At 52.7% G+C, this 20,211-nt stretch carries 20 protein-coding genes; 7 read left to right on the top strand and 13 right to left on the bottom strand.

Annotated elements, in window-relative coordinates; all coding sequences use genetic code 11:
* Positions 1-13 precede the first annotated feature (13 nt).
* The 4 genes from F3G95_RS09035 to F3G95_RS09025 are packed head-to-tail and all read right to left on the bottom strand — an operon-like array spanning position 14 to position 1,420.
* Positions 14-604: a DUF1788 domain-containing protein gene (locus F3G95_RS09035; RefSeq protein WP_097839703.1), complete on the bottom strand. Its 591-nt coding sequence runs from the start codon at positions 602-604 to the stop codon at positions 14-16.
* 6 nt (positions 605-610) lie between these two features.
* Positions 611-1,012 (bottom strand): DUF1819 family protein, encoded by a 402-nt coding sequence (locus F3G95_RS09030; protein ID WP_347562908.1) that lies wholly within the window; start codon positions 1,010-1,012, stop codon positions 611-613.
* Between the two features lie 2 nt (positions 1,013-1,014).
* On the bottom strand, positions 1,015-1,212 hold the full coding sequence (locus F3G95_RS14105; RefSeq protein ID WP_347562907.1) for a BrxA family protein: 198 nt from the start codon (positions 1,210-1,212) through the stop codon (positions 1,015-1,017).
* Positions 1,193-1,420 carry a DNA-binding protein gene (locus F3G95_RS09025; RefSeq protein ID WP_149794664.1) on the bottom strand — a complete coding sequence of 76 codons (228 nt, stop codon included), beginning with the start codon at positions 1,418-1,420 and terminating at the stop codon, positions 1,193-1,195. The genes F3G95_RS14105 and F3G95_RS09025 overlap by 20 nt, the downstream gene beginning before the upstream one ends.
* 595 nt (positions 1,421-2,015) lie before the next feature.
* Between F3G95_RS09025 and F3G95_RS09015 the strand changes: the two genes are divergently transcribed.
* The 5 genes from F3G95_RS09015 to F3G95_RS08995 all read left to right on the top strand — a co-directional run bounded on the left by F3G95_RS09015 (position 2,016) and on the right by F3G95_RS08995 (position 7,613).
* Positions 2,016-2,981 carry a tripartite tricarboxylate transporter substrate-binding protein gene (locus F3G95_RS09015; protein WP_149794695.1) on the top strand — a complete coding sequence of 322 codons (966 nt, stop codon included), beginning with the start codon at positions 2,016-2,018 and terminating at the stop codon, positions 2,979-2,981.
* Positions 2,982-3,072: 91 nt separating this feature from the next.
* Positions 3,073-3,588, top strand: a complete 516-nt coding sequence (locus tag F3G95_RS09010) for a tripartite tricarboxylate transporter TctB family protein (RefSeq protein WP_243130340.1) — start codon at positions 3,073-3,075, stop codon at positions 3,586-3,588.
* A gap of 11 nt (positions 3,589-3,599) precedes the next feature.
* The gene (locus F3G95_RS09005; RefSeq protein WP_149794661.1) at positions 3,600-5,108 is read left to right on the top strand and encodes a tripartite tricarboxylate transporter permease; all 1,509 of its coding nucleotides are present in this window, start codon (positions 3,600-3,602) and stop codon (positions 5,106-5,108) included.
* Positions 5,109-5,122: 14 nt separating this feature from the next.
* Entirely contained in the window at positions 5,123-6,478 is a 1,356-nt protein-coding gene (locus F3G95_RS09000; protein WP_149794660.1) for a sulfatase-like hydrolase/transferase, read from the top strand.
* A gap of 16 nt (positions 6,479-6,494) precedes the next feature.
* Entirely contained in the window at positions 6,495-7,613 is a 1,119-nt protein-coding gene (locus F3G95_RS08995) for a GntR family transcriptional regulator (RefSeq protein WP_113991663.1), read from the top strand.
* 41 nt (positions 7,614-7,654) lie between these two features.
* On the opposite strand, the gene F3G95_RS08990 is transcribed toward F3G95_RS08995, so the two are convergent.
* Positions 7,655-8,764: an anaerobic sulfatase maturase gene (locus F3G95_RS08990; protein ID WP_113991664.1), complete on the bottom strand. Its 1,110-nt coding sequence runs from the start codon at positions 8,762-8,764 to the stop codon at positions 7,655-7,657.
* A gap of 147 nt (positions 8,765-8,911) precedes the next feature.
* Here F3G95_RS08990 and F3G95_RS08985 point away from each other — a divergent pair, with 147 nt between their 5' ends.
* A complete protein-coding gene (locus tag F3G95_RS08985; RefSeq protein ID WP_149794659.1) occupies positions 8,912-9,499 on the top strand; it encodes a chromate transporter in 588 nt (195 codons plus the stop codon).
* Entirely contained in the window at positions 9,496-10,059 is a 564-nt protein-coding gene (locus F3G95_RS08980) for a chromate transporter (protein WP_149794658.1), read from the top strand. The genes F3G95_RS08985 and F3G95_RS08980 overlap by 4 nt, the downstream gene beginning before the upstream one ends.
* 593 nt (positions 10,060-10,652) lie before the next feature.
* Here F3G95_RS08980 and F3G95_RS08970 read toward each other — a convergent pair.
* From F3G95_RS08970 to F3G95_RS08935, 8 genes are all read right to left on the bottom strand, one after another.
* Positions 10,653-12,752, bottom strand: a complete 2,100-nt coding sequence (locus F3G95_RS08970; RefSeq protein WP_149794657.1) for a PTS transporter subunit IIABC — start codon at positions 12,750-12,752, stop codon at positions 10,653-10,655.
* Positions 12,753-12,840: 88 nt separating this feature from the next.
* On the bottom strand, positions 12,841-13,689 hold the full coding sequence (locus F3G95_RS08965; RefSeq protein ID WP_149794656.1) for a PRD domain-containing protein: 849 nt from the start codon (positions 13,687-13,689) through the stop codon (positions 12,841-12,843).
* A gap of 508 nt (positions 13,690-14,197) precedes the next feature.
* Positions 14,198-15,580 (bottom strand): relaxase/mobilization nuclease domain-containing protein, encoded by a 1,383-nt coding sequence (locus F3G95_RS08960; RefSeq protein ID WP_149794655.1) that lies wholly within the window; start codon positions 15,578-15,580, stop codon positions 14,198-14,200.
* Between the two features lie 53 nt (positions 15,581-15,633).
* A complete protein-coding gene (locus F3G95_RS08955) occupies positions 15,634-15,909 on the bottom strand; it encodes a hypothetical protein (RefSeq protein ID WP_117476075.1) in 276 nt (91 codons plus the stop codon).
* Between the two features lie 109 nt (positions 15,910-16,018).
* Positions 16,019-16,351, bottom strand: coding sequence for a plasmid mobilization relaxosome protein MobC (gene mobC, locus F3G95_RS08950; protein WP_149794654.1), 333 nt, complete (start codon positions 16,349-16,351; stop codon positions 16,019-16,021).
* Positions 16,348-17,961, bottom strand: a complete 1,614-nt coding sequence (locus tag F3G95_RS08945) for a helicase C-terminal domain-containing protein (protein WP_243130339.1) — start codon at positions 17,959-17,961, stop codon at positions 16,348-16,350. The genes mobC and F3G95_RS08945 overlap by 4 nt, the downstream gene beginning before the upstream one ends.
* Positions 17,962-18,072: 111 nt before the next feature.
* Positions 18,073-18,228 (bottom strand): transposon-encoded TnpW family protein, encoded by a 156-nt coding sequence (locus F3G95_RS08940; protein WP_117532921.1) that lies wholly within the window; start codon positions 18,226-18,228, stop codon positions 18,073-18,075.
* A gap of 106 nt (positions 18,229-18,334) precedes the next feature.
* Positions 18,335-20,200: an AAA family ATPase gene (locus tag F3G95_RS08935; protein WP_149794652.1), complete on the bottom strand. Its 1,866-nt coding sequence runs from the start codon at positions 20,198-20,200 to the stop codon at positions 18,335-18,337.
* Positions 20,201-20,211 lie beyond the last annotated feature (11 nt).

Genomic DNA, 20,211 nt, shown 5'->3' with positions numbered 1-20,211 from the left:
CTGTATCCTCCCTTTATTTCACCAGCCGGAATGCCCGGTAATAGTTATCGTCCTTGATCTCGTTGAACAAGATCAGTTCCTGTTCGTTGTAGGTGCCCGGAAAGAACATTACGACCGGGCAGCGGACAAATGCCTGATGCAGGTTGTTCAAAACCTTATGGGACCGCAAAATCGGATAGCACTTTCCGATACCCGTCAAAAACACGATGGCGTTCTCCGGCGTATGTTCCTTGATATACTGCACGATGAGGCTGTCGTTGTCATTGATCTTCATGGCGTTGGTAACCGCTTTGGTGATCCGTTCCATCCCGTTTTTCTTTTCAAAGTCATAGCACTTTTCCAAAAAGCGCTTCTTCTCCAGAAAATCAATGATGACATCGTAGAGATCAAATACCACCAGATCAAAGTCATCATCGCCACGGGCATTTTTGCCTTTCATATACTCGATTCGAGCACGGACTTCCAGCTCTTTTTCCGGTGGATAGTCGAAAACCCAGTAGTTCACCTCGTTGGCTCTGCCGGTTCCCTTGCGGAAGGACGTTTTCCGGATTGCCGCTTCCATCTCATCCAGCCGGTCGCTCAGGCATCCATTCACAGTTTCCATCTTATCTTACCCCCGTAAGCGCATTGACCATAATGGCATATCCATTGTCTTGCAGCCAGCGCTCCAGCGCAATGTCCAAAATCGGGCGCAGGATCTTGCGCGAGCTGCCCTGTTTCCGTCCAGCATTCCTGCCTCGTAGAGCTGCGTTTTGTATGCCGCTCCCAGCCGATGCAGCGTGTAGTCCTGAAAGGCTGCTACTTTCTCGCTTTGCGCCTGCTTGTCCTTGAAGAACACCCGAATATCCGCATCAGTCAGTTCGTCCACTCCAAGGATCATCTTTTCCCGCACAACTTCGTACACAAAGTCAAAGAAAAGCGTATCGTGTGCAAGTGCTGCTACCAGCGCAAACATCTTCTGCGTTGCAATATCGCTGCTCAGGAAAACCGGGTAAAAGCTGGGGTCCAGCATCTTTATGCGCGCCGTAACGGTAGAGAGTAGATCATCTGTGCCCGTGCCTTTGTGGATGCGCTGTAAATATTCTCTTGCTCGTTCAACAGTTTTATTTCCGAAAAACTTTTGCCCTCTGCCAGTAACTGGACCGTTTTCCGAAACTCAATAAACCAGAATGAAAATTTCACGGCTCCTGCACTATATGGTTTTCTGTTCATCTATATCTTCTCCATTTTCATTCTTCGATTTAATGTATTTTCTGCTTTTGACTCTAGCATCTTTTGGTTTTGGAGCATTTGCCGGAATGATCCACTGATGCCCAACACGCTGTGCTCCTTCGATGCGGCCTTCTGTACATAAGGTCTGCACTCGTCTTGCACAAATGCCCCATTTTTCAGAGATTTGTTTAATTGATACGTATTCCATAGTAACCCTCAACATCGTTCATTCACAGATTGTGGCGGTCTATAACAAACCATAAACGAATGAAATCAATGCAAAGGTCTTACAAATCTCGGAATGGTTTTTTATGTCAAATACACCTTCCCGTCCTTTAACTAAAGAGGAATAGAATTAGAAATCCGGACTATTCCTTGCTATCTGAGAAGGTTTCAGTAATCCATCAGACGAGACTGAGCTCACAAAGCTATAACCCCATCATCTTTATAGGGAGCACAAAAAAAACGCCATATGCTGTACTGTCCGTCCTTCCTCCTCTTTCCATCCAAAAAGACAATACCAGATAAATTAGCACCTCCCTTTTTCCGTCCGTCAACGGATTGTTTGTCAAGCATTTCAAGTTGCACAAAAGGAGCTTGTTCAGTAAAGCAATATGCACAATATGTTTTCTCATGTCGAATACAGAAATAGCCATTTAGCGGCATTGCCATACAACTTTTAGCAAAAAACAAGAAAATTTGTTGACTTGCAATGAGTGAACATGCTATTCTGGTGACAACAAAAGCACCGTTCAGTGCTTTCCTCACACGAAAAGGCATAAAGAAAAAAGGAGAGTAAAATGATGAAAAAGCGTATGGCGGCGTTTGTTACCGCTGGTGTGCTCGCTTTGTCGATGCTCACTGGCTGCGGAAGCAAACAAGAAAGCTGGAAGGTCACCTGCCCGTGGGCACCGTCCGGTGTTGCTGCAATGGTAAGTCAGAAGGCTGCGGCCATGTCCCCGGATTACTCGGATAAGAAGATCACTCTGGTGGCAGAGGCCATCAAGGGCGATGCTGCTACCGTCAACACATGGGTATCCAGCACCAAAGCAAACGACAAGGAACTGGTTTTCGCTGGCGAAGGTCTGTTCGCCATCACCGAGACGCTGGACCCGGCCAAGCTGCAGTTCAGCTATGACGATTTCGAGTTCGTTGAGAACCTGTATTCTTCCGTTTTCGTTCTGTCCGCAGATTCTTCGCTGAACCTTAAGAATCTGAACGACCTGGAAGCCTATGTCAAGGCTGGCAACCCGGTGTCTGTGGCAGTCAACGGTGCTACCGGCTCTGAAGCTTTCCTGGCAGCGGCTCTGTTCGGTTCAATGGGTGCCGGCGACCAGCTCAAGTTGACTCCGTATCAGTCTGCAGCCGAGGCTGCACAGGCTGTGGCAAAGGGCGAAACGAATTTCGCTGTTTCTCACCAGTCCCAGATCCTCGAAACCTACCAGCAGGGCGGCGTTGACGTGGTCTGCGCATTCGACGACAAGGCTATCGAAAACGGCCCCTTCGCAGGGGTCGAGGGCGTCGGCTCCAAGGGCTATCCCTTCTTCCGCAACCGCTGCTTCGTGATGGCGCGCAAGGGCACCGATGCTGCAAAGGTTGCAGAACTGAAGGAGCTGTACGACAAGATCCTTGCCGACCAGGAAATGGTCGAGTGGTTAAACGATACCATGCTGCTGGAAGTTGACACGATGAGTGAAGATGACGTCAAGGCTCATATCGAAAACGTCAAGAGCATCGTTGAGCAGTATAAGGACATCGTAGCCGGCTGATAAAAAACTCATAGCGAAAAAAGCCGAAGCAGGGGGAACGGGGGTCATCCCTTTCCCCCTGCTTTTACATTTCAAAAAGGAGTTGAAACTGGTGAAAAATCTGATAGAACATACCGAGGCAAAGCTGGACGAATGGGGTACAAAGCTCGAGCTGAAGAATATCGAGTACCCTGTAGACCTGATCTGCGGCGTTCTGTTTCTGGTCATCGGCATTGTGTTGCTGCTCATCATGCCCCAGCAGGTGCAGATTTCGGAAAAGGACGTTGTGAACGGCCGCGCCTTCCCGACGATGCTGGTCTGGCTCATGCTGGCCATGAGCGCCCTTCTGGTGGGCCGGGAGGCATACAACATGGTGATGCACCGTCCCGTCAAAACGAAAACGCTGAATCTCTTGGTGGAAGCAAAAGCTCTGGTCATCGTCTTCATTCTGGTGATCACCTATCTTCTGGCGAAGGTCACCGACCTGTTCGTGGTGGGTGCCGTGTTCTGCGCACTGGCCTTTCTGCTGTTTTTCCGCTGCAAGAAGCCCCTCTACTACGCCATCACGGTCTCGATGGCCGTACTGATCTGGGTCGTGTTCCACTTTGTTCTGAATGTTAGTTTCTGAGGAGGCAGAATATGGGTTTGTTTGATTTTATCGGCCCGGCCTCCGGGCTGCTCTTCACCCTCGAAAATATCATCTGGATCAACCTCGGTGTCTTTATCGGCTGCGTGTTCGCAGCCATCCCGGGCCTGAGCGTTATCCTCTGCATCATCCTGTTCCTGCCCGTCACCTACACCATGAGGGCGATCCCCGGCATGATGTTCCTTCTGGGCATCTACTGTGCGGGCGGATACGGCGGTTCGGTGTCGGCTATTCTTATTAACACGCCCGGCACTCCCCATGCGGCCGCTACGATGCTGGACGGTAATCCGCTGTCCAAGATGGGCCGCACGAAAGCCGCACTTAAAATTGCGCTCTACGCCTCCACCTTCGGCGGCATCTTCTCTGCGCTGGTGCTGCTCTTCCTCGGCCCCCAGGTCGCCAAAATTTCGGCGCAGCTTGGAACAGCCGAGTACTTCATGGTCTGTCTGTTCGGCATGACCATCATCGCAGGCGTTTCGGGCAAAAGTCTCGTCAAGGGCATCATCGCTGCCTGCCTCGGTCTGATCATTTCTTGTGTTGGTGCAGACCCCATGACCAGCTATGACCGCTTCACCTTCGGTATCCCTCGTTTGTATCTGGGCCTCGACCTTGCCGTCACCCTCATCGGCCTGTTCGCACTGGTGGAGATCATCGGCAAGGCTGAATTGAAGCGAAATGAACTGAACCTCCACGCCGGAAAGATCGGCAACGACGACGGCAAGATCACGAAGGATGAGTACAAGCGGATGCTCCGCCCGGTGCTCATCGGCTCTCTCATCGGCTCCTGCGTGGGCATCGTGCCCGGCACCGGTGCATCGGAGGCCTCGTGGTTCTCCTACAACACCGCAAAGAATATGTCCAAGCATCCGGAAGAGTTCGGCCACGGTTCTGTGGAGGGCGTTGCTGCGGCTGAGTCGGCCAACAACGCCGTCTGCGGTGCAACCCTCATCCCCCTGCTGACACTGGGCATCCCCGGCGATGGCTGCGTGGCTATCATGCTGTCCGCTCTGATGATCAACGGTCTGAACCCCGGTCTCTCCCTCTTTACCACGGATGGCCCGATCATGTATGCCATCATGCTGGGTCTTATCCTTGTGAACATCTTTATGTTCCTGCAGGGCAAGTACCTGACCAGCCTGTTTGCAAAGGTCGTCTCGATTCCGCAGCAGATCCTGACCCCCATCATCGTTATCTTCTGTTTTGCCGGTGCTTACTCGGTAAACAGCAGCTATTTTGATTTGAGCGTGGCACTGGTATTTGGCGTGATGGCATGGTTCATGCGCAAGCTGGAGCTGCCTGCCGTCCCTGTGCTGCTGGGTATGGTGCTGGGCAACATGACGGAAACCAACTTCCGCCGCGCTCTGCTCATCTCGGATGGAAGCCCCAGAATTTTCGTGAGCAGCGTGTACTGCTGGATCTTCATTGCGCTGATTGTGGTCGTCATTCTCGGCATTCTTCGTGGCAAGATGAAGGAAACAAAAGCCGCTAACCTGAAACCGTAAACGGAGGTAAACACATGGCATATAATATTATTTTCTATTTCAGTGACCAGCAACGCTGGGACACCTGCGGCTGTTTTGGTCAGCCGTTGAATATCACGCCCAATCTGGACGAGCTGGCAGCAGAAGGCGTGAAGTTTGACAATGCCTTTTCGCCTCAGCCAGTGTGTGGTCCCTGCCGTGCCCTGTTCCAGACCGGCAAATACCCCACCGAGACTGGCTGCTTCCGCAACAATCTGATGCTGCCCTCCAACATCAAGACTTTGGGCGAGTACATGGAAAAGGATGCCGGCTACGAGACGGCCTACATCGGCAAGTGGCATCTGGCTTCGGACGGTGAGCTGGAGAAAAAGCCCACCGTTGACCACACCATCACCGCTGTTCCGCTGGAGCTGCGCGGTGGCTATACCGGTTACTGGCGTGCTGCGGATGTGCTGGAGTTCACCTCCCACGGCTACGATGGCTATGTGTTTGATGAGAACAACAACCGCATCGATTTCAAGGGCTACCGTGCCGACTGCATTAACCAGTTTGCGCTGGACTATCTTGACCAGTATGCCGGCGAAAAGCCCTTCTTCATGACCGTGTCGCAGATCGAGCCGCACCATCAGAACGACCATAATCACTACGAAGGCCCCAACGGTTCCAAGCAGCGATTCGCAGATTTTGTTCTGCCGGAAGATCTGAAGGCTCTGGGTGGAAACGCAGCGGAAGAGTACCCGGATTATCTGGGCCAGTGTGCCAGCCTTGATGAAAACCTTGGTAAGCTGGTGTCAAAGCTGAAAGAAAAAGGCCTGTATGATAATACAGTTATCCTCTATGCTTCCGACCATGGCTCTCACTTCAAGACCCGCAACCGTGACGCGCACCTGAACGGCTATGATGATTACAAGCGCTCCTGCCATGACGGTTGCCTGCATGTGCCGCTGGTCATCTGCGGCGGCCCGTTCACGGGCGGCAAAGAGATCACCGACCTGGTCAGTACCGAAAGCATTCCCAAAACTCTGCTGGCTCTGGCAGGCGTGGATGTCGGTGATAAGATGATCGGTGAAAATCTGCTTGACGTTGTGGAAAAGAAAAACCATAATAGAGTCAATGAGGTCTATGCACAGATTTCGGAAAGCCGTTGCGGACGCTGCATCCGTACTGCAGATTATATGTATTCTGTCTATGCACCCGGCGTCAACGGCGGCGAGGCTGCGGCATCCGATGTTTATGCAGACGACTTCCTTTACGATATGCAGAAAGACCCGTGGCAGCTGAACAATGTGGTCGCAGATCCTGCATATGCCGACGTCAAAGCGGAGCTTCGTGAGCGCTTGCTGAACTGGATTCAGCACGCAGAAGGCACCCGCCCCACCATCACCGACTGAAAAGGAGCGTTTGCCCATGCTCTCGGCTGCTGAGAAAAAATCTGCTCAGGTATATCGTTGGCTTCTGGCTTATATCGACGAAAACAAGTTTTCTGGAAATCAACGACTGCCCTCGGAAAATGCACTCTGCCGAAAGCTGGGCGTCAGCCGGGAAACGATTCGAGTTGCCATTGACCGATTGGTGAATGAAGGAATCGTGTACAAAGTCAAAGGGAGCGGCACCTATTTCCACCGGGAAAAGGTGATGACGCGCGATTTGAACACCGAGGATGCACTTTATAAGATCGGCCTTGTTTTGCAAGGTCAGGATACGAGTGCAAATTCGGGATTAATCGAAGGGGTTCGCAGTGTCCTGACGCAGGAGCAGGTTGACCTCCATGTATTTCTGACCGATAACAAATTCTGCAACGAACGCCGCTGTCTGGAGACTGTGGTACATCAGAATTTTCACGGTTTCATCGTGGATGGTGTCAAATCGAGCATCCTCAGCCCAAATCTTGACTGCTACAAGGAGCTTTACCGACGTAAGATCCCGGTGATATTCTACAACAACTTCTATCGGAACTTGCGCTGCCCCCGCGTAACGATCAATGATATCGAATGTGCCCATCAGCTGATAGAACGCCTGATGGATGCCGGACACAGCCACATTGCAGGCATCTTCGTGTACGACAACTACCAGAGCGTAGAAAAGTTTCAAGGCATGGCGGAAGCGATGCGAAATCGTGGTTTGGAACTGAACGATGATTACATCAAGTGGTGTATTTCGGACGAAGCCCACAACGAAAGCTATGTCCGTTCCATTGAAAGATTTCTGAAGAGCATCCCTAAATGCACCGCTATCGTCTGCTGCAACTACATCATCTATCGGCTGGTCATGAAAACCTTGCAGAAAATGGGGAAGACTGTACCCGAAGATTATTCGCTGGTCTGTTTTGATTATTCCGAAGAAACTTATCGGCAGGAGGATGTTACCTGCTCCGTGGAGCAAGGCTTCGAGATGGGACGTCAGCTTGCGCTGCGGCTTATGGAGATGATTTCCACCGGCGAATGCGATGACCGGAACTACACTTATGTCATGAAGCCCATCCTCTACGATGGCCATTCCATCCGGAAGCTCAAAAAGGTAAAATAAAGATTCTCCCGGAGGCAGTACTGCTCTCCGGGAGAATCTCTTTACCGGTTTTGTTGTGCCAGAAAATGTGCAGCAGTATGCAGGCGCGGAAGCACATAGGCAAAGAACTGCTTATACGCTGCGCAAAAGCGGTTGCTTCCAGAGGCATCCCAATCTCGCTTGCATCCGCCCCGGCAGAGCAGCTGATAAGCACATGCTGCGCATTCCGCCGGGCGTTTGCGGCCCTGTGCCAGAAATGTCTGGCTTGTGGGAGAATCAAGCGCATCTTCAACGGTACAGTGGCTCAGATTTCCCAGCTTCCACTCATCCAGAACATAAAAGTCACAGGGATAAAGGCTTCCGTCACCTTCTACGGTAAGATAATGTCCACAGGAACCGGAGGAAGCGCAGGAGGTAGGCGGCATTCCCAGCAGGATACGCAGATAGTCCTCAAAATTGCGAACGCTGATATAATTGCCTCGTTGCAGCTGCTGATACCAATTATCAAAGACGCCGCACAGAAAACGACCATAAAGTTCCGGCGTTAGAGAATATGCCTGCCCTCCAATCGTATCAAGTGGGTCAAGACATGGGATGAATTGCAGATTGTGCTGTCCCAACTCGCAGAGGCTTTTGAAGGCTCGCTGCGGCTTTCTGGCCAGCTGTCCGGTCACAACACAGAGCAGATTCGTTTCGACCCTGTAGGCATCCAGCAGCGCAAGCGCATGAGTTACTTTATCCCATGTGCCCTGCCCAGCTGCGTCCAGCCGATAGAGATCATGGTTCTCCTGTGTGCCGTCCAGAGAGAGGCCTACGAGGAAAGAGTTGGCTTTGAAAAAGGAAGCCCACTCTTCATCCAGACAAATGCCATTGGTCTGGATGCTGTGGAACACAGAGATATTGCGCTGCATGGAACGCTCCGTTTCCAGAAAGAACCGGAAGAAATCCAACCCGGCAAGAGTCGGTTCGCCGCCCTGAAACAGAAAATGGACGCTGCCGCCTTCCTCTGTGGCTGCAAAAGCCTTTTCAACCAGTTCTCCTGCCATTTCATGGGAAAGCAGTCCCATATTTTTGCAGGCTCGGCTGTTGGAAACATCGTCATAAAAGCAGTACCGGCAACGCAGATTGCACAGGCTGGACGCTGGCTTGACGAGAAATGTATTATGTTTCATAGAGATTCCCTCCGTGCTTCGCAGTTCTTAAAACAAGGATACCGGAAAATACGGGCTTTCGCAAGCAGTAACAGTTAAAAGCTGTTTGAAATAGCAAGAAAACGAATATAGTTGTCCGAAAATCAAAAAAAGGAGAAGAAAACTTGTATGGATGAAAATAAAACATACGGTACACGGTCAGCACGGCTTTGGAAGCTGTTTTTGAGTACGCTGTACATTAGCAGCTTTACCTTCGGCGGCGGTTTTGTCATCGTGACCTTTATGAAGAAAAAATTTGTGGATGAGCTGCATTGGATCGATGAGCAGGAAATGCTGGACATGACTGCTCTGGCGCAGTCCTCGCCGGGCGCAATCGCGGTCAATGCTGCAATTCTGGTAGGCTGGCAGGTAGAAGGGCTTATGGGAATGACCGTGGCAGTGTTGGGCACGATCATTCCCCCTATGATCATTCTTTCCGTCATTTCCGTGTTCTACAGCGCCTTTGCCGCCAATCATTACATCGCTTTGCTGCTCAAGGGAATGCAAGCCGGCGTAGCGGCGGTCATTCTGGATGTGGTATTCGACCTCGGCGACAAGGTTCTGAAGACCCGCTCGTGGGTGTATATTGCCCTGATGGTCGCAGCGTTTGTCGCCAATACAGTGTTTGATGTCAATGTGGTTGTGGTCATCCTCGCTGCAGCAGCCTTCGGTGTAGTACGGGCATTGAACCAGTGGAAAAAAAGAGGTGCAAAATGATCTACTTACAGCTTTTTCTCAGCTTTTTGCAGGTAGGAATGTTCAGTGTAGGCGGCGGTTATGCTGCCATGCCTCTAATACAAAGTCAGGTGGTGGAACAGCACGGCTGGCTGACCATGCAGGAATTCACCGATCTCATTACGATAGCAGAAATGACCCCCGGTCCCATTGCGGTCAACTCAGCAACTTTTGTAGGTCTGCGTATTGCACAGGCTCCCGGAGCCATTATCGCAACTCTGGGCTGTATCACACCCGCCCTGTTCTTTGTTTCACTGCTGTCATACATCTACCGCAAATACAAGGATATTTCTCTGCTGCAAAGCGTTCTTGCCTGCCTGCGCCCGGTCATTGTAGCACTGATTTTTGGGGCAGGGCTTTCCATCCTGTCCATGGTAGTATTCGGAGGTAATGCAAAAGCATTTAGGAATGTAGATTGGATCGGCGTCAGCAGTTTTGCAGTTGCGTTCTTTGCGTTGCGCAAGCTCAGGAGGAACCCCATCCTGACTATGTGCTTGTGTGGTGTGGCGGGGCTTGGACTTCATGTTCTGTTCGGAGTATAACAATTGACGCCTGAAGGGATGCATTGTCGTGGCAAGCAGTACATCTGTCTATACAAACGCCTATTTTGCGTTGCAAAATGCTTGTTGGGGAAGGTCAAAAAAAAAAAAATGGCCTTTTGAGACAGCACAATGGAATCCCGAAGGTACGCTACACTTACTGCTCTTTCCGTGGCAGACTTTTCAACTGCACCTGCTGTACAAAGGACGAAGCCCAGCGGCTGTGTGAAGATTGGCTTATAAAACAGGACCGCTGCTATATAAACTAAAAAAGCCTCTGAGGACAACTCCCAAATGGGAAGAGTCCTCGGAGGTATTTGTTTAGCGGGTGTTCTGCTGTCTGCGAGCGTCCTTCCGCACAGTTTTCTGTCCGCATCAAAGATATTTTCGGATGGTCGGAACAAGGATATTCCGATTGATTAACTTTGCGATACTGTTCATGTTGTAGTTGGTTCATTGCAGTTTCAGCTTACAACAAAAAATGAGATAGGCACCCCTTTCGGGGAAGTCTATCTCATTTTTTCGTTGGGGCTATTTTGCAACAGCCCCCCCCCCCTTTTTTATAACAACCCTGCCTTACAGTTTGGGAGAAACGCTTAGTGCTTCAGTTCCAGCAGCGCATCGCCCTGCTTTACGGCACCACTGGCTTTAGCCGCGACAGCGGCATAGTCATCCGTATTGCAGACAATGAGCGGCGTGGTCACGGGATAGCCTTCGGCCTTAATGGCCTCCAGTTCAAAGCGGATCAACGGCTGGCCTTTCTTCACCTTGTCACCCTCGTTGACGAGGTAGGTAAAGTGCTTGCCACCCAGCTTGACCGTATCGATGCCGATGTGCATCAGCAGTTCGGCACCGTCAGCTGTGGTCATGCCCACGGCATGGTGGGTCTCAAAGGTGGAGGAGATCTCACCGTCAGCAGGTGCCACCAGTTCACCATCGGTGGGCTCAATGGCAATGCCGTCCCCCAGTGCACCGCTGGCAAAGGCTTCATCCTTCACATCGGCCAGCGGGACGACGGTGCCGTTCAGGCAGGCAGACAGCACGGTATCCTTTGCTGCGGGGGCCGCCGGAGCGGGTGTTGCAGTCGCCGCCGGGGTCTTAGGTGCATTTTCCAGATAATCTTCCAGCTTTGCCTTGATGACGGCCACCTTGGGGCCGTACACCACCTGCACACCGTTGCCCTTGCAGATCACGCCGGAGGCACCGGAGGCTTTGAGCACATCCTGCCGGACCAGCGCAGCGTCCTTGACGGTGCAGCGCAGGCGGGTTGCACAGCAGTCCACGTCGGACAGATTCGCGGTGCCGCCCAGACCTTCTACGATCAGGGCGCTGACCGGGTCATCCCCTGCGGGGGCGGTGCTGCCGGAAGCGGCGCTGCGGGCGTTCACGTCCGCACGGGTGTACAGCTTGACTTCCTCGGCATCATCGCGGCCCGGGGTCTTGTAGTCAAACTTGGAGATCATAAAGCGGAAAATGATGTAGTACAGTACAAAATACACCGCACCGACCACGACCACCCACACCCAGTGGGTCTTGGCGTTGCCCTGCATCACACCGAACAGCACCAGGTCGATGAGACCGCCGGAGAAGGTCATGCCCACGCCCACATTCAGAATGTGCATCAGCATGAAGGACAGACCGGCCAGCACGCAGTGCACCGCGTACATGGGCAGTGCCACAAAGATAAAGGTAAATTCCAGCGGCTCGGTGATGCCGGTGAGGAAAGCCGTCAACGCAGCAGACAGCAGCAGGCCGCCTGCCGCCTTTTTCTTTTCCGGCTTGGCGCACTGGTACATCGCCAGCGCCGCGCCGGGCAGACCGAACATCATAAAGGGGAACTTACCGGCCATGAAACGGGTAGCGCTGACCGAGAACACCGTGGTGGACTTGGAAGCCAGCTCGGCAAAGAAGATGTTCTGTGCGCCGGTCACGGTGACGCCATCGATGATGGCGGTGCCGCCCACAGCGGTCTGCCAGAACGGCATATAGAACACATGATGCAGTCCAAAGGGGATCAGCGCACGCTCCAGCAGGCCGTAAATAAAGGTGCCTGCGTAGCCGGAAGCCAGCACCAGTGCGCCCAGCGCGGCAATACCGCTCTGCACCACCGGCCAGATATAGAACATGGCAATGCCGACCACCAGATACACGATGGAGCTGACGATGGGCACGAAGCGGGTGCCGCCGAAGAAGGCCAGCACCTGCGGCAACTCGATCTTATAGAACTTGTTGTGCAGCGCCGCCACGCCCAGACCGACCACGATGCCGCCGAACACACCCATTTGCAGGGTCGTGATGCCCAGCATGGTGGTGGTGGAGTTGGCGGGCATTGCTTCTACGCCGCCTGCCGCATTGATCATGGCCTGAATGGCTGTATTCATAATGATATAGGCCACTGCGCCGGACAGGGCGGCCACCTCTTTTTCCTTGCGGGCCATGCCGATGGCCACGCCCATGGCGAAGAGCAGGGCCAGATTGTTGAACACGGCGCTGCCGGTCTGGCTCATCACGTCCAGAATGGTGTAGATCAGGGTACCGGGGTGGATGACGCTGTTCAGGCCATAGGCCGCCAGCATGGTTTCGTTGGTGAACGAGCTGCCGATACCCAGCAGCAGGCCCGCTACAGGCAGCAGTGCAATGGGCAGCATAAAGCTGCGTCCCACGCGCTGCAGCACGCCAAAGATCTTGTCTTTCATCTTCAGTTCTCCTTTTCTCAAGTTCGTATCCAGCATATATATCCACACAGGAAAGACCTGTGGAGAATCAAAGGTGGCGCAAGAAAGCTTACTTCCCCATCCGAATCCGTTTCAGATGGATCGTAAGGAACACCAGTTCCTCGTCCGAAAGCTCCTTGTGCCAGGTGTTGCGGACATACTCCGCAATGCAGCAGGCGCATTTGTAGTGTTCGCTGCAATTGCGGGCGATCAGGGCGCGGAACACTTCGTCGTGGGTATCGTTTTCCTGTTCCTGTTTTCCTTGAAATACGCGTTGCGCAAAAAAGCGCAAATGCACTGTAAAGCGGCTGAAATCCAGTGCATCCCGGTCAAAATGGCAGTTGTAAAAGTATTCCACCACCTGCACGCAGCCATCCACAAAGCGGGTGACATCGTTCACCACGCTCATGGTGGTGTTGAGCTCTGCGTTGACGATGTGCAGCGCAATGAAGCCGCCCTCGTCGTCCGAAAGGTCTGCATGGCAGCGCTGGCGGATGGTGTCAAGGCACTCCATACCAAGGCGATACTCTTCCGGGTAGAATTCCCGAATGGGAGCCATCAGCGGGTTGGAAAAGCGAATCCCCTGCTCGCTGCGCTGAATGGCAAAACTGATGTGGTCGGCCAGCGTGATGAGCAGGCTTTCGTTCAGCGGGTAGTTCACCCGGCTGCGGATCATTGCCACCAGCTCATCGGTGAGCAGCAGATGCTCATACGGGATCTGTTCCAGAAGTTCCACCAACTTCTGCTGCACGGCAGGGCTGGTCATGCGGTAGCTGCGCTCCACGGTTTCAGCCTCGATTTTATAGCCCGGCTTAACGCCAAAGCCCAGACCGCGCCCGGTGACGATCAGCTCACAGCCCGTGGGGTCCACCACGCGCAGAATGTTGTTGTTGATCGGTTTTTTGACGGTATATTGCATTGTTTCTCCTCCTCAGGTTGAAAAAGGCAATAAAAAAAGACCACTCTTGACACAGCAAACATACCGAAGGCTGAAACACGCTTTCGGCTTGTGCTATGCAGAGTTGGTCTAGCCCGCCAAACGGTAACAATCCAACGACGCTGCTCACGTACAATTTTCTTTTTTGTAAGGCACGAACAAATTAAGCACTTGAATGGAAATTTATTCTATGCTTGATTACAATACCATATTCTTTGCGGAGTGTCAAGATGGGAACGGGTTTCTTTTTCACTTTATCAATTTTGCCCAAACTCAGGTGATTTTCTACAGCAAATTGACAAGTAAGAATATTCTTTTTTTTTTTTGCTTTATATGTGCAGTTGTTTTCAATCGAGATCATTGCGGAGAAAGCTGTGCTCTATCTCGTAACTCATCACCTTCACAAAAAACGGTCAAGAATTGCTGCCCTATATACAAAAAAGCCGCCGAGGACACCTCCACAATGGGAAGAGTCCTCGGCGGTATTCGCTTATCGGGTATGCTGCGGTCGGAGATTGCTCTTGTCCTCCGCAAAGAACAACTCCACATTTTTCTGTGCTTTCATCAACTCCTGCATCTCGTCCCGTGCTTTGCGATAGTCTGGATAGGCTGCTTTCTTCTTGATCAGCAGTTCGGCGTATTCTGTATCCAACTCCTTGACCTTTGGCAGCTTTTTCATCCCGGCTTCGTCAAAGGCAGCTTTCGCTGCCTTGTGCAGGGTGATCTCCTCCCGGTGGGCTTCCAAAAACTTTTTACTGTACCCTGACTTGCGGTAGGCATCATAGGCTGGGCGGGTCTTGGCATAGTTGATGATGTGGGTTTTCAGGACAGCGATTTCGGCCAACCTCGTTTCCGCCGCCTTGATGGAATCGCCCAGTTCGTGATAGCAAGCAGTTGCGGCATCCACACGGTCCTGCATTTCCTCAATGCTTCCGATTTTGTTCTCCTGCAAGAAAATCAGCGTCTTGGACATTTCTTTCAAATTGTATTTTTTCGCCCATCGTGCATAGCCTTCGCTTTTTCCCTCGGCCAGCTTTGCCTGAATGTCAACCAGAAATTGGAACGGCGGCTCTTGGAGCGGCTGTATTTGACGTGGATGGTGTTCAGTTTTTCCCGCAATCACCGCTTGCAGTTCATCCTCGCTGTACCCAGCCCCCAGTGTTTTGAAGCGTATGAACCGTTTTTGCCGTGCGCCCTTGACGGAGGTGTATTTTCCACGCTTGACCTCATAACCTTGCTGTTCCAGTTTTTGCAGAAAATCTTCGTAATCCTTGGGCTTTTCTGCAATGATGCTGTCGATGATGCCACACAGCCTATCACGATTGCTTTCTTTGGGTGGATAGAGGGTACGTTTCTGCCGTTTTCGGTAGGGCTTTATTTCAATGACAGAGAGCTGATGCTCCAGACAGATCAAGTCGCTCAACCGCTGCACTGCCAACGCCGAAAAGAAAAAATCCCGGAATTTTCTGGTGCCATCCAATGCTGTGGAGTTGAAGATCACATGGTTGTGGATGTGCTGCTGGTCCGTGTGCGTTGCCACCACAAAGGCGTGTTTGCCCTTGGTAAAGCGCATTGCTAGTTCGTAGCCCACCTTATTGGCTTCCTCGGCGGTGATCTCACCGGGCTTGAAGGACTGTCGAATCTGATAAGCGATCACATCATTTTTTTGTCTGCGCCCAGTCATCAGTTCATACTGGCGTTTGGAGAGCATAAATTCTTCGTCTGCGGTCAAGGGGCTGCACTCATAGCTGCTGACCAACTCTCCCTTGTTCGTTTTGTCAGGATTCTGCGCATAGTCCGTGCGGCTTTTCAGGCAGGCCGCAACCGACTTGCCCTTGTTTTTGTGCAGCGCGATCAAACGTGTTGCAGCCAATTCTACCACCTCCCGGCAAAAAGAAAATGCCGCACAATGGCGGCATAAAAATTTTATAATTCTGCAATCCAGCCACTGAACCATTCCACGGCTTCCACAATGACCGTTCCGGCGGTGATGAGCAGGAAGCAGCCAAACTCTGCCACCAGCAAAATCAAAAACTGCATCCACTCCCGGCAGTACAGCGTATAAAGACCGCAGCCGAAAATATACAGCATGGGCAGCGCCAGCACAAACGCCGACAGGTTCAGCGTCCATTTCAGCATCAGCGCAAGGAAAGCCGTAAGCAGCCAAAACGGGAAAACGATCATCTTAAAAACGAACCTCATATCTAGCACCTGCCTTTCTTTCACCCCTATTATAAAGGTGGCAACCACCGCTTTGCAAGGATGTCAACCCTTATGTAGCCCCGCAGTCCTCCAACTGCGGGAAAAAATTTTAGAGTTCTGCCAGCCGGGAAAGAATCTGCCGACCAATGTCGATCAGCTCGTCCAGCCGCTGCCGCAGGTCCTCCATGTCGGTGGCGTAGATTTTGCCGCTCTCATTGGCACGTTTGGCGTACTGGTTCAGATTGTTGCTGCACATCTGCAAAAGATACGCCATGCGCCGCAGTTGCGGCAGGTCAAGGTTCAGGCAGTAGCCGTCCAGTGCCATCTTGCGGATATAGGCACTCAGGCTGCGGATGCCCATGCCCAGCATCTTTTCATAAATGCGGTTCTTCTCTGTTTTGGTCAGGCGCAGGATGATGATTTCATCCCGCTTCTCTTTCATCGTGCATCACCATCCTTGTCGTAATAACTGCGGAAGGGCTTCACCGGCTCCGGCTTGTCCGACTTTTCTTCCAGCGCTGCCAGCACCGAGGGGCGGCGAGGTGCATCCTCCTGTTCTTCCTCATCCTGTTCCGGCTCATGGCTCTTTTCGTCCACATCCAACTGGGCGTTCAGCTCTGCAAGGCGGGCTGACTTTTCAGCCAGTTCTTCTTCCTGCGGGAAGGGCTTTTCCACCTCAATCTGCGCCGCCGCCTGCTGCTGATGCAAGGTGGCTAGTTCATTCTCAGCAGAGTTAATGCGCTCCGGGAAGTTGTTCAGCGAATTATCCAGACGGATAATGTTGCCCAGCGGGTCGGTGCCCAGTGCTACCGGGTACCTCCGCTGACCCTTCAAAATAGCCTGATACTCGCTGCGGAAGGTATCAAACCGCAGGGACAGTTCAAAGCCCCGGTAACTGCCGATGACTTTTTCCTCGGCGTTGGGCAGTTCGGAACAAGCGAGGACCAGTCGCTCACCGGCGGTCTTTTTCTCGTCGTAGGTCACGCCCTTGATGACCATGCCGCAGAACTCTTCTTTGCCCTGCGGGTGGGTGGCGGCAAGCTGTGCATCCGCTTTCAGCCCGGCAATATAGGCGTTCGTTTCCTGAATGTCTGCCGGGAATTTAGTCAGCAGCTTGTCCTGCAAGCGGAATTTCTGGCTCTGGTGGTCGGCTTTCAGCACCTTCAGCTTTGCCACCTGCACGTCCAAATCCATTTTTTCTTTAATCAACGGATTTCCAGCACACAATGCTTTGATCTCCGCATAAGAAAGTGCCTGTTCGTCTACGTCCTCGCAGGAGCGCACTGGAGATTTGGAAGTCATAATTTGGCTGATAAATCGCTGTTTATTTTCAAGGGTCTGAAAGAGGTAGCTGTCAAATGTCCCTTCCGTGACGTAATTGAACACCTTGACTTCCTTATTCAAATTGCCCTGCCGGATGATGCGACCATTGCGTTGGGTCATGTCGCTGGGCTTCCAGCCAACATCCAGATGATGCACCGCCACAAGTCGGGACTGGACGTTGGTGCCCGCTCCCATTTTCGCCGTGCTTCCGAGCAAAACTCGCACATCGCCGGAGCGCACTTTGGAGAACAATGCCGCCTTTTTCGCTTCGGTGTCGGCGTTGTGGATAAACTCGATCTCATTCTCCGGCACACCGGCGGCAACCAACTTCTTGCAAATGTCATCGTAGACATTGAAGTTGCCGTCATTTTTCGGGGTGGAGAGGTCGCAGAACAAAAGTTGGGTCAACTTCTGTTCTTTACCCTCCTCCCAGATTTTCAACACATTTTGAACGCATACGTTCAATTTGCTGTTGGGGTCATCCGGCAGCATGGGGTTCATTAGGCGCACATCCAAGCCGATCTTTCTGCCGTCGTTGGTGACACAGAGCATATTGTCCACGGATGCATCCACGGTGCCGGAGTGGATTTCTGCCGCACGCTTGCTCAGTTCCTGCACCATTTCTTTTTGGATCTCCGAGGGTTTCGCCACCACGGTCTCAAACTTTGCTTCGGGCACCGGCAGATGAAGCTGGTCACTGGTTTTGATGTCGGCCACTTCTTTGAACATGGACATCAGCTCCGGGAGGTTGAAGAACTTGGCGAACCGGGTGCGGGCACGGTAGCCGGTACCCTCGGGCTGGACTTCGTCAAGAGGTTTTCGGTAATTTTTCTAAATTCATCAGGTTGTCCGCAAGGAAGCCCTTGTAATTTCGTGTCTGCACATATCCTTGAACATCTTTTCAATCGGCTTTTTGGCGGTTTCGGACTGCTTCACGCACACAATAAAGGTGGTTTTACCAATCTGCACCGAATAACTCGAATTCTGATTTTCCATTGATTTTCTCCTTTTATCGTCATTTTCTGAATTTGGCTGGCAGACTGGCAACTGTGGGTGTACCATGATTTTCTTGCCAGCCAAAATTTTCTGCCAGTCAAATGGCTTATTCCATCCAAAAGACCTTTTTGCGGCCTTCCACGATCTTGCTTTTCAGGGCATCACCCAGTTCCCGTTTTGCATCCCGGACGGTTCGACCGGGGATGCCCCTTTCCAGAGCCGCCTTGTCGATGTCCTCGCTGAGCACCTGCTTTCCTCCGGCAAGCAGGGTGCAGATCAGGTCTTTGGCTTGCTGGGTCTTGGTTTCCCGCTGCGGCTCGATGCCGGACAGCATCTCGTCTGCGGTAATGTCGTACTCGCCGACCCAGCGGAAGCCACCCTCGTCCCCCAGAGAGAACGCCAGTGACGCTCCCGGCGGGGCAAGGGAGCTTTTTTCATGGGTCAGGATGCGCATGGTCGGGTCGTGCTTCAGCTTGCCGATGAACATAACGCTGCGGACGGCGGCGGCGATGTCGATGGAGCCGAGACCCCGTTGCAGGCTCTGCATTCCAGCGGCTTTGTTCAGGTGCCCAATCAACAAAATAGCGCAGCCTGTTCGCTGCGCTACCTGTCCCAGCCGCATGAAGATGGGGCGCACTTCGTTCGCCCGGTTCATGTCCACGTCGGCACCGAGATACGCCTGGATCGGGTCGATGATGACCAGTCGGGCGTTGTTCTCGACAATGGCTTTTTCAATTCGTTCATCGGAGAGCGTCAGTTGCACATCGCTATCATCAATGACCAGCACCCGGTCAAGGTCTGCACCGGCTTCGATCAGGCGAGGCTTGACCGTATCGCCCAGACCGTCCTCTGCGGTCTGGTAGATCACGTTGAAGGGTTCCATACGCTCCATGTTGGGCAGCAGCTTTCCATTGGTGCAGGCAGCGGCAAGATGCATGGCAAAGTAGGTCTTGCCCTCGCCCGGATTGCCTTGCAGCACACTGAGTTTTCCAAAAGGCAGATACGGTTTCCAGAGCCATTCCACCGGGGTCAGCTCCACATCGCTCATGCGGATAATTTTCACCGTTTCCGGTTTTGACGGCTCTTTCAGCACGATGCTTTTGAAATAATTGCGGTTCGGAATCTCTGCCCGGTGCACCAGAACATCGTTCCAGTCTTTCATGCAGGGCTGAATGCGGGTCACACTCACGGTGTCCGGCAGCAGAGCAGCCAGACGCTTGCAGGCATCCTCTCCGGCTTTGTCTGCATCCAGACAAAGGAACACCCGCTCCACGTCCGGGCGTTCTGAGAGAAACTGCCGCAGCGCCTTGCCCGACACCCCGCCCAGCGACAGATAATTGTGTTGCTGCCAATTTTTCGGGAACAGTTCGATGAAAGACAGCAGGTCGATGGGCGCTTCAAAGACCAGCAACTGTTTGTCGGTGCCACGATGGGCAAAGCCAAACGCCTTTTCTGCACCGGCTGCATCCTGCCGAAACTTCTCCTGAATCCCACGGCTGCTTGCGTAGCGGGGATGCCCGTCTGCATCCCGCCCCACAAAGACCACGTTGTGGTGGGAGGAATCCTCGTAAATATCTCCGGCAGCGATGAAGAAATTCACCAACGAGGGGCTGAGTTTCCGCTCCTGTGTCAGATAGTTCAGGATGTTGGCATTGGTGACGTTCCGCAGTGGCAGACGAAACGCCGGAGAGGGGGCGGGGTCAGCCTCCGGCTGGGCTTCGCCCGGCTCTCCGGTCAGCATCTGCACCGCTTCGGGGAAGGACTTGCCGTAAAATTCCATCACGAAATCCACAGGAAAGCCGCCCCTGCTCTGGCTGTGCCGAAACCATTTGTTTCCGCAGACGGTCAGGCTGTCGTGGGCTTTCCAGCGGTATTCTTTTCCGCTGCGCACCAGCGTTTCGCCCTGTGCCCGGAGAAATTTTTCCAGATCCACCGCATTGGCTTTGTCGATCTGGGCTTGGGTGTAGGTCATGCTACTTCCTC

This window comes from Faecalibacterium sp. Marseille-P9312 (assembly GCF_902497445.1).
Taxonomy (GTDB): domain Bacteria; phylum Bacillota; class Clostridia; order Oscillospirales; family Ruminococcaceae; genus Faecalibacterium; species Faecalibacterium longum.
This window is presented reverse-complemented; position numbering and strand designations above follow the sequence as displayed.

Bases quoted from the DNA above. Each gene is read 5' to 3' on its own strand.
- F3G95_RS08980 (WP_149794658.1), top strand. From the start codon at position 9,496: ATGATCTACTTACAGCTTTTTCTCAGCTTTTTGCAGGTAGGAATGTTC.
- F3G95_RS09015 (WP_149794695.1), top strand. From the start codon at position 2,016: ATGAAAAAGCGTATGGCGGCGTTTGTTACCGCTGGTGTGCTCGCTTTG.
- F3G95_RS08985 (WP_149794659.1), top strand. From the start codon at position 8,912: ATGGATGAAAATAAAACATACGGTACACGGTCAGCACGGCTTTGGAAG.
- F3G95_RS08955 (WP_117476075.1), bottom strand. From the start codon at position 15,909: ATGAGGTTCGTTTTTAAGATGATCGTTTTCCCGTTTTGGCTGCTTACG.
- F3G95_RS08945 (WP_243130339.1), bottom strand. From the start codon at position 17,961: ATGTTCAAAGAAGTGGCCGACATCAAAACCAGTGACCAGCTTCATCTG.
- F3G95_RS09005 (WP_149794661.1), top strand. From the start codon at position 3,600: ATGGGTTTGTTTGATTTTATCGGCCCGGCCTCCGGGCTGCTCTTCACC.
- mobC (WP_149794654.1), bottom strand. From the start codon at position 16,351: ATGAAAGAGAAGCGGGATGAAATCATCATCCTGCGCCTGACCAAAACA.
- F3G95_RS09030 (WP_347562908.1), bottom strand. From the start codon at position 1,012: ATGCTGGACCCCAGCTTTTACCCGGTTTTCCTGAGCAGCGATATTGCA.
- F3G95_RS08970 (WP_149794657.1), bottom strand. From the start codon at position 12,752: ATGAAAGACAAGATCTTTGGCGTGCTGCAGCGCGTGGGACGCAGCTTT.
- F3G95_RS09025 (WP_149794664.1), bottom strand. From the start codon at position 1,420: ATGGAATACGTATCAATTAAACAAATCTCTGAAAAATGGGGCATTTGT.
- F3G95_RS09035 (WP_097839703.1), bottom strand. From the start codon at position 604: ATGGAAACTGTGAATGGATGCCTGAGCGACCGGCTGGATGAGATGGAA.
- F3G95_RS08995 (WP_113991663.1), top strand. From the start codon at position 6,495: ATGCTCTCGGCTGCTGAGAAAAAATCTGCTCAGGTATATCGTTGGCTT.
- F3G95_RS14105 (WP_347562907.1), bottom strand. From the start codon at position 1,212: ATGAACAGAAAACCATATAGTGCAGGAGCCGTGAAATTTTCATTCTGG.
- F3G95_RS08940 (WP_117532921.1), bottom strand. From the start codon at position 18,228: ATGGAAAATCAGAATTCGAGTTATTCGGTGCAGATTGGTAAAACCACC.
- F3G95_RS08935 (WP_149794652.1), bottom strand. From the start codon at position 20,200: ATGACCTACACCCAAGCCCAGATCGACAAAGCCAATGCGGTGGATCTG.
- F3G95_RS08990 (WP_113991664.1), bottom strand. From the start codon at position 8,764: ATGAAACATAATACATTTCTCGTCAAGCCAGCGTCCAGCCTGTGCAAT.
- F3G95_RS08965 (WP_149794656.1), bottom strand. From the start codon at position 13,689: ATGCAATATACCGTCAAAAAACCGATCAACAACAACATTCTGCGCGTG.
- F3G95_RS09000 (WP_149794660.1), top strand. From the start codon at position 5,123: ATGGCATATAATATTATTTTCTATTTCAGTGACCAGCAACGCTGGGAC.